Here is a 9415-nt window from a genome sequence, read left to right on the forward strand (position 1 = left end):
GTCTGGATTTTCACCCCCGAGGCGCGGCGCCCTCCTCCAGTTCCAGCATCAGCCCGCTCAGGCGTTTGACCCTGCGCTGCACCGCTTCTTCAAACACGCCGGAGCGGGACTCGATCAAGGTGAACCAATGTTTAGCCCGGGTAATGCCGGTGTAGATCAGTTCTTTGGTCAGTACCGGGTTCAAGGCATCCGGCAGAATCAGCGCCGTGTGGGCAAACTCCGAGCCTTGGGACTTGTGCACCGTCATCGCATAGACGGTTTCGACGTCATTGAGGCGGCTGGGCAATACGAAGCGAACGCCGCCCTGGCCGTCGTTGCGCGGGAAAGCCACGCGTAACACCGGTTTGCCGGCGTCGGGTCCTTCGCGCTCGGGCAGTTTGAGGGCGATGCCGATGTCGCCGTTCATCAAACCCAGACCGTAGTCGTTGCGAGTCATCAATACCGGGCGGCCTTCGTACCATTGCTGATCGTTTTCGATCAGACGTGCTTTGAGCAGCGCGGCGGTGATGCGTTGATTCAGACCTTCGACACCCCACGGCCCTTTGCGCACGGCGCACAGCAACTGGAAGGTGTCGAACGCCTGCAAGACTTCACGGGCCCAAATGACCCAGTCCGGATGTTCGAGTGGCCGGCCCGAGGGTGGACGCTGATCACGCAGCACGCTCAGATAATGGCGATAGCCTTGTGGGCCGTCGCCATGCCCCTCCAGCAACAGTCGCTCCAGCGTGTGATCGTGCTCGCCCTTGAGCGGCAGCGAATACACATCGTCATAGTGCCCGGCCGTGAGCAACTGGCGCGCTTCACCCGGCAACTGTTGGTTAACCCGACGCGCGAGCTGACCAATCCCACTGCCCTCGCCGAAGCGCCGGGAGTAGCGCAGCATCACCACTTGCTGGGCCAGCGGGTGGGTGCCATCGACGTCTTCATGCAAGCCACTGTCCTGCAGCGACTCACCGCTGACCGACTCCAGCCACCGTCGGGTCTGCGGGTTGTACCAGCCACTCTCGGCGTCTCGACACAAATCCCCCAGCACCGCGCCGGCCTCCACGGAGGCCAGTTGATCCTTGTCGCCCAGCAAGACCAGTCGTGCATGGGGTGGCAAGGCATCCAGCAGGTTAGCCATCATTTCCAGGTCGATCATCGAGGCTTCGTCGACCACCAGCACATCCAGCGGCAAGCGATTGCCGGCGTGGTGACGGAAGTGTCGGGTGCCGGGACGGCTGCCCAGCAGGCGATGCACGGTGGTGACGTCGCAAGGGATTTTCGCCCGCACCGCTTCGCTGACTTCCAACGACTGCACTTGCTGGCTGATGGACTCGGTCAGCCGCGCCGCGGCCTTGCCCGTCGGTGCCGCCAGACGAATTCGCAGCGGATGACCGGTGGCAACCGCGGGCGCTTGAAGCAGGGCCAGCAAACGCACCACGGTGGTGGTTTTGCCGGTGCCCGGACCGCCGGTGACGATGCTGAAAGCGCCACGAGTTGCGAGGGCGCAGGCGAGTTTCTGCCAGTCGATCACCTCACCCGTTTTCGCTGATCCGAACAGCTCGTTCAAGCGCTGCGGCAGATCGTCCGGCGTCGGCTCGACTTGCTGCAGACGCTGACGCAATGCCGTATCGATGCGCCGCTCGTAGGCCCAGTAGCGTCGCAGATACAGGCGTTTGCCCGCCAACACCAACGGGCGTTGTTGTGCTGAATCGCTGCTATCCGCCGCCAGCGCGATCAGAGAGCTGCCCGCTAGAACCTTGCACCAGTGAGCACCATCGAGCGCCTCGAGCAATTGCGAAGGTAGCAACAAGACACCACCTTGCACGTCCCCTTCGGGGGGCAGCGAAAGAGCGAAGTCGGGCGCTTTCAGGGTTTCATACAGATCGAGACAGACATGACCGTGGCCAAGTTGATGACTGGTCAGGGCAGCAGCAAGCAACACCAGCGGATCCGTGTTGCGTTCAAGTTCGTGCAGGAACCCGACAAACGCTTTGTCCAGCGCACGCAACCAGCCACGCTCGACCCACCGGGTCAGCAATATCAACAGGTCGTCGGCGCTGGTCAGGGGCGATAACCTCGACAGACTGTCAGCAGCCAGCGGCGTAGGGAGCAGATCGGCAAAGGTGCGGCTCATAGCAGGACTCCCTGTTCCCAGGCGGGCTCGGTCTTGGGTTCGGGTTTGCCTTGGAACATCCGGTCGAGACGCTCGATCAGCTCACGGGGCGGACGTACAAAATAGACACCGCGACTATCTGCGCGAGTACCGCGCAGAAACAGATACAACGCCCCGCCGACATGCCGGTCGTAGTCATAATCAGGCAGCCGGGCCTTGAGCTGGCGATGCAACGCCAGCAGGTACAACACGTATTGCAGGTCATAACGGTTGTCGAGGATTGACTGCTCCATGGCCTGCTCGGTATAGGCCAGATCATCCACGCCGAGCCAGTTGGACTTGTAATCGGCCACGTAGTAACGGCCATTGTGTTCAAAGGTCAGGTCGATGAAGCCTTTGAACATGCCGTTGAGTTGCACCGGTTCTGCCGCCACACGGGCCACGCCCCTGTGAGTGTGCTGACGCACCAGTTCGTCGAGTTTGAGGACATCGACTTTATGGCTGGCGAACCAGAACTCCATCTCGACCCGGTATTGCTTCAGTTGCTCAAGAACAACCGGTAGTTGCCCGCCAGCAATCGGCAGTGGCGATTTGAGCAGGTGCTGCATCCAGTCGCTCAGGGTGGTGATCCAGCCTTCCCAGCCACGCAGGTTACAGCGTCGGGCAATCGCATCCTCCAACGCCTCGCGGGAAACGGCAAAGCCGTCATCTCCGGCCCATTCCAGCAAACCGTGAAGAAACGTTCCTGGATTGGGGCCACGAGGAAAGCGATGGATATCGGCGCCACCGGCAATAATTTCTCGCGGGGCGTCGGGATCGAGGCGCTCATCATCGAATAGTTTTTGCGCTTGCGGGCTGTCCGGCGCTTCATCGCTGCCGACACTCAATACGTCGCTGATGCGCAATGCGCTGTAGGAGGCGATCCACCAGTTTTCACTGGCCTTGCGCTTGGGCAACAGCGTGGCGCTCAGCACGGCGTCATTGCGTGGCGGCTGGTAATGCTCGTCGGTGGGTTGTGGCATTTCATCGATGTGGATGGCCGGGCAGTCTTGTTGCAGGTCTTGCAGCCAGCGTTTCAGTTCGCTGGACTCACCCAGAGATACACCACCGCCGAGTAGATAACCCAGTGCCGAAAGGTGCAGCACCGAACTGTTGTTATTGCCGCGTTTGAGGTCCGTTACGCCCAACCAGCAGGCGTGCTGCGCGCGAGTCAGAGCAACGTAGAGCAGGCGCAGGTCTTCAGCCAGACGCTCATCGTCGGCTTGCGCGATCAGCTCGGCAGTCGGCTTGAGGCTAATCTGAGCCTTGCCCTCGGCGTCGTGATAATGCAGTGGCAATCGACTGCCATCCACGGGTTTCGCCGAACAAATGAATGGCAAGAACACCAATGGATATTCCAGACCTTTAGACTTGTGGATGGTCACGACTTTGACCAGTTGCTCGTCGCTTTCCAGACGTAGAATCTGCTCTTCGCCAGCCTGACCGGACACTGCCAGCAGTTCGGCCAAATGACGAATCAGCGCTTGTTCCCCGTCCAGCTCCGCAGCCGCTTGCTGCATCAATTCCGACAGGTGCAAAAGGTTGGTCAGTACACGCTCACCATCTGTGCGTCTCATCAAGGTTTGCGGCAGGTGGAAGTCATGCAGCAGGCGGCGCAACATCGGCAGTACACCTTGTTTGCGCCATAGCTCGCGATAGCCACGGAACTGCATGACCCGGGTTTCCCACACCAGTTCGTCCTGGTTCAGACGTTCCAGCTCTGCCAATGGCAGGTTCAGGGTGATGCAGGCCAGCGCGGCTTTCAGGGAACGTTCGACATCCGGCTCGGCACAGGCCTTGAGCCAGGACAGCAGGTCATGAGCCTCTTGCGCCGCGAAAACCGAATCCTTGTCCGACAGATAAACACTGCGCACGCCGCGGGCGGCGAGTTCACTGCGTACGGCCTGGGCTTCTTTGCCGTCGCGCACGAGAATCGCAATGTCGGACGGCCTCAGACCTCTGAAGTCTTTGCCATCCTGCACGAACCCCGCGTCAGCGCTTTGCCCGCCATTGAGCAGCGCGGTGATTTCGCTGGCGCACGCGGCTGCCAATTGCTGGCGATAGACCACGCCGGACAGTGGCTGGTCGGCAGGCAAATGCCAGATATTCAGCGCCGCGATAGCTTGCCCGGCAACTTGCAGTTGTTCCTTGCGACCTTGAGATTCGACAGGAAGAAACGGTACCGGGTTGTCGCCGTTTTTCTCGCGGAACAAAAACGCGCCGCGTCCCTGCTCTCGGGACTCGGCACGTGCGAATACATGATTGACCGCGTTGACCATGCCATGGCTGGAACGGAAGTTGGTGCCCAGTGTATGCAGTCGGCCAGTGGTAGCCTGACGTGCGCGCAGGTAGGTGTAGATGTCTGCACCGCGGAAGGCGTAGATCGCCTGCTTAGGATCACCGATCAGAAACAGGCCGGTCTCGGGGCTATTGTCTTCGATGCGATAGATGCTCTCGAAGATTCGGTACTGCACCGGGTCGGTGTCCTGGAACTCATCGATCAGCGCGACCGGGAACTGCTCGCGAATCAACGTCGCAAGACGTTCTCCACCGTCGGATTGCAAAGCTGCATCAAGGCGCAACAACATGTCGTCGAAGCCCATCTCGGCGCGACGCCGCTTCTCTTCTTCAAAGCGTGCGCCTACCCATTTGGCGGCATGTTGCAGCACAGCGGCATCAGGAGTGGGCAGTGCATCGAGGCTCGACTTGAGTTTCGGCATGGCATCCAGACCCGGGTGGCTCGGGGCCTGACCTTTCCACGCTTCGGCCATGCCGTCGGGGGTCAGTCGGGTGAAACCGGTGCCGATATCCAGTTGCTCCAGAGACTCGTCTTCAGCCCATGCCTTGAGCTTTTCGAACCACGGTTCGAAGTAACGTGCCTGCATTTTGCGCCCGTCGACGGTTTTGCTAGTGACGCCTTGATGACAGATGGCGAGCAACTCGTCTGCCCATTGGCGCCAGGGCATTTTCAGTTCGATCAATGCCGCACGGCGCTCTTGCAGGCACTCCTCGATCAACTCTGCCGGAGCCTTGCCCTCGTCACTGTCGCGCTCACTGGCGAACAGACCGCGCACGCGAGGCAACAACGCTGCTGGCCCACCCCAGTTGCTGCGAACCCAACTCAAGGCATCGCCCTGCATCGGGTAACAGAACAGCCGCCAGTAATCGCGCAACACTTCTCCGAGCAAGTCGCTGTGATCGGTTTCCAGTGTTTGGGTGAACAAGCTGCCGCTGTCGAACGCATGTTCACGGAGCATGCGCTGACACCAACTGTGGATGGTCGAAACAGCGGCCTCGTCCATCCATTGCGCAGCGACATCGAGGCGGTTGGCACAACCGGGCCACTGCTGTGGTTCGAATTGATCGCGCAGCTCAGCAATCAGTCCGTCAGGGGCAGGTGTTTCGTCACGAAAGAATCGAGCTGCCTCAGCCAGACGCGTGCGTATGCGCTCACGCAGTTCCTTGGTCGCGGCATCGGTGAAGGTCACGACGAGAATCTGTGGTGGCAGCAATTCACGACCAAAGCCGCTCGACTCGCTACCGTGCCCAAGAATAAGTCGCAGATACAAAGCTGAGATGGTGAATGTTTTGCCGGTACCGGCACTGGCTTCGATCAACTGACTGCCCTGTAGCGGAAAGGCCAGTGCGAGGGATGTTTTTGTGCTCATGCGCGAGCCCCTTCAGTGGACAGTGAACGCCATGGTGCTTCAAGCAGAGGGCGATACAACGCGTCGCACCAACCGGAGAATGTTTCATCTGCAAGCAATGCATCGAAGTCGGCGTATTGCCGGGACAGCGCGGGGCTCTCACGGCGCTCCCCTTCGCTGGTCTGGCCGTCACCTTCATAGGCTTTACGCGCTGCCGCTTCGGCCTTCAGCGGATCGGTTTGGGAAAGCCACGCAAAAGCGGTTTTTACCGCGATCGGCAGTGGCTGTCGCATGCCTGCCTGCCAAGCGAGGAGCAAGTCACCAAGGAAACGTATCGCTCGTGCTGGCTCCATGGGTTCAAGCAGCAATGTATCGTCGCTGGCGACTAATGCTGTCGTCAGCGAAAGTCCGCTGGCGCAGGCCACCAAATGATTAACCCAAGGTTTGGTCAGCCGATGCCATTTGCGGCTTTTGATTGAGCCGATGCTGTTGGGAATGGTCGTGATCGACAACAGGCCTGCGTCAGCGCGCTGGTGCAAACCCGCGAGCCAGCCTTCAAGACGCAAGCCCTGCAATTCAAGGTTGACCGGCATCGCACTGCTCAAAGGGGTAGGCCAGAGTGCCAGCAGTTGTTGATAACGCTGTAGCAAGTCCGGCAAAGGTTCGATCAGCTCACGTTGCAGGCACTCGCCAAACCCGGCCATTGGCAACAGACCACTGTTTTGCAGACGCCGGGCCTGGGCTGTCAGTGCTTGATCGACATTGTCCGGTTGCCTGAGAGCGGCTTCGAGCAAGCTGTCGCTGAGCGTGTAACGCTGTAATGCATCCAGCACGAAGGGTTCTTCGTCGGCTAGCGGCGCTTCGGCAGCCTCGAAATAAACCTTGAGGCGCTGGGTGAAAAAGTGCCGGACCGGGTTGCGTAAAAAGTCCTGCAACAAAGCCAGGCTCAGCGGCTCCTCTTGTACATAAGGGGTAAGCAACTGTGCTTCGCTTTGAGACTCATGCGATTGATGCAGAACCTGCCATTCACTGGCATAGCTGAACAGGTGATCTCCTTCATGAAAATAGCGCGCACTGAACGGCTGCAGTGGATGCTCTTGCGTAATGGCACTCAGCAGATCGCGATTTTCGTCGAGCAATCGCCAGCCACTGGCGAGGTGGTCCCGCAATTGGCCGATCAACACTGAAGCCGGCCGCTCACTGTTATCGCGGATGCTGCGACCAACCCAACTGATGTACAGCTGGTTGCGCGCAGACAAAAGCGCTTCAAGCAAAAGATAGCGGTCGTCTTCGCGCCGGGAACGATCTCCCGGGCGGTAGTCGCTACCCATGAGGTCGAAATCCAGCGGCGGCTGCGCGCGGGGATAATCGCCGTCGTTCATTCCCAGCAGGCAGACCAGTTTGAATGGAATGGCGCGCATGGGCATCAGCGTACAAAAATTCACGGCGCCGGCCAAAAAGCGCTGAGACAAGCGCCCCTGATCCAGACCCGCGAGCCAGGCTTCACGAACCACAGTCAGTGGTAGCTCATCCGCCAGGCCTACTGCCTCGCACGTTTCCAGCCAGGTCTCACGTAGCTCTTCGAGTTGGGTCAACAAGTAGTCGTCATGCTCGTTGCTGGCTTTGAAGAACAGTTGCATCAGCGCTTGCAATCGATACCCCCACTCCTTGGGTTGAGCAGGCTGAGTGAGTTGTTGATGGGCGAGTTCCAAAGCATCGAGCAGAGCCACCAACGGCCCGATCAGTGCGGCGTCGAGACCGCCGATTTCATCATAAGGTTCGATCCCTTCACACGCTCCGGCGCTGCCAACGGCATAGCCCAGGAGCATGCGGCGCAGACCGAAATGCCAGCTGTTCTGCTCAAGCTCGTCAGGTAAACCCAGACCTGCGCGCTGCTCGGCGTTCATCCCCCAGCGCACGCCGGCACCCTCGATCCAGTGGTGCAGTGTTGGCAGGTCGCGTTCTTCCACACCGAAACGAGCGCGAAGTGCAGGAACGTCAAGCAAGTCGAGGATTTCACTGACCGGAAAACGGCTGTCGGGAAGCTTAAGCAGGTGTTCGACTGCGATCAGCAGTGGATCACGACCACGTTGCCCTTGATCCGCCAATGTGAAGGGGATGAACCGCTCGTCCTGCCGGTCAAGCTGACCAAACACCGCGCGGATATGCGGGGCGTAGCTATCGATGTCAGGCACCATTACGATCACATCGCGAGGACGCAAATCCGGGTTGGCACTGAACCGCGCCAGAAGCTGGTCATGCAGTATTTCGACTTCACGCTGAGCGCTGTGGGCAATGTGGAAACGGATCGACTCGTCTTGTACCAGATCGACTACAGGCCAGTGTTCGCGAGTCTCATTGAGTGGGCGCAACTCGAGAATGTCGTCCTGGAGTTGATTGAGCAGATTGTGTGGTTGAGTTTCGCTGAACAGGTCTATGCGGCCGTCGCGGAAAGCCGCCCGATAGCTATTGGGATCGTCATAACTGTCGAGCAGGTTGATGTAGTCGCGGCCTTGTTTGCCCCATGCAGCCAACAGTGGATGAGCGTGTTGATGCAGTGCATCAGGGTCCAGCACTGTGGGCATTCCTGTCTTGCGCGATTGTCGTTTGTATTGGTGCCGCAGCAAATCCTTGTCGGCGACAATATCGGCCCAGTGGTGGCGGCACGGGTTGTGAACACACAGCAGGACCTGACTGAAACGCGCAAGCCCGGCCAGTGCTTCAAGCACCTGGGCTGGCAGCGAAGAAATACCGAAAACGATCACTCGTGAAGGCAATCCCGCAGGAGCTTCGGCAAGATTGTTGATGCGTTCGATGAACCGTTGGTGAACGCCGGCACGACTCTGTGCCATCCCCTGTTCGCCAACGTCATCCAGCAGCGCACGCCACAGTTCCGCCTGCCAGCAACTGGTCGGGGGCAATGGTTTTACTTCACCTCTGACATTGCGCAACTGATGCCGACCTTCGGCCCAGTCTTCAAGCCAGTCAGCCCGGTACACCTGATACTGGTCGAACAGATCCGCCAAGCGCTCTGACAATTGGTAGCGCTTGCGCAGGTCGGCGTCATTGATGAGAAAGCGTTGCAGCGGTTCGAAATGAGGACGATCAATAACCTGAGGAAGCAGACGCATAAGGCGCCAGGTCAGCGGGGCTTTATCGAGCAGGGATTTGGGAGGGATTTCATCTCGCCCCAGTACCATGCGGTACAACTGCCACATGAAACTGCCCGGCAGTTGCACATCAATCGCTGCGGCAATACCGCAACCGCCAAGGTCGTCTTCCTCAGGATCTTCGGCCAAGGCCAATTTGAGCCATTGGGCAATGCCGTTGCTCTGCACCAGAGCTATTTCGTTTTCCAGGGGAGCCAGCGGATAACGCCGCATGATGCTGATCACAAGGCTGCGCAGTTCGTCCAGGCTGTTGCTCTGGACCACCATGAATGCAGCGTTGAGGGACTGAGCGTCCGGCATAAAGGATTCCTTGGAAAGTACGAAAGCCAGGGCAGAACCTTAGCATTGTCGGCAGGTTGTGACAGCCGGACGGCGCCTGCGAATGCTGTAAGAACTTTCCTGCGGACAAAACAAAACCCCAACTGCTTTCGCAATTGGGGTTTCGGAATTTAATCTTGACG

Annotated in this window: 3 protein-coding genes; all 3 read right to left on the bottom strand. The window is 59.1% G+C overall.

Annotated elements, in window-relative coordinates; translation table 11 throughout:
• Window positions 1-10 precede the first annotated feature (10 nt).
• From recD to recC, 3 genes are read right to left on the bottom strand one after another with little or no spacing between them, the layout of a single operon-like run.
• Entirely contained in the window at window positions 11-2119 is a 2109-nt protein-coding gene (gene recD, locus ACW9IR_RS15635) for an exodeoxyribonuclease V subunit alpha (RefSeq protein ID WP_102901498.1), read from the bottom strand.
• Complete coding sequence (gene recB / locus ACW9IR_RS15640) at window positions 2116-5805, bottom strand: exodeoxyribonuclease V subunit beta (RefSeq protein ID WP_457464058.1); 3690 nt, start codon at window positions 5803-5805, stop codon at window positions 2116-2118. Before recB ends, recD begins: the two co-directional genes overlap by 4 nt.
• On the bottom strand, window positions 5802-9254 hold the full coding sequence (recC, locus tag ACW9IR_RS15645; RefSeq protein WP_102901496.1) for an exodeoxyribonuclease V subunit gamma: 3453 nt from the start codon (window positions 9252-9254) through the stop codon (window positions 5802-5804). The genes recB and recC overlap by 4 nt, the downstream gene beginning before the upstream one ends.
• Window positions 9255-9415: the final 161 nt, after the last annotated feature.

Source organism: Pseudomonas sp. SDT291_1_S447, from assembly GCF_054070155.1.

Bases quoted from the DNA above. Each gene is read 5' to 3' on its own strand.
- recD (WP_102901498.1), bottom strand. From the start codon at position 2,119: ATGAGCCGCACCTTTGCCGATCTGCTCCCTACGCCGCTGGCTGCTGAC.
- recB (WP_457464058.1), bottom strand. From the start codon at position 5,805: ATGAGCACAAAAACATCCCTCGCACTGGCCTTTCCGCTACAGGGCAGT.
- recC (WP_102901496.1), bottom strand. From the start codon at position 9,254: ATGCCGGACGCTCAGTCCCTCAACGCTGCATTCATGGTGGTCCAGAGC.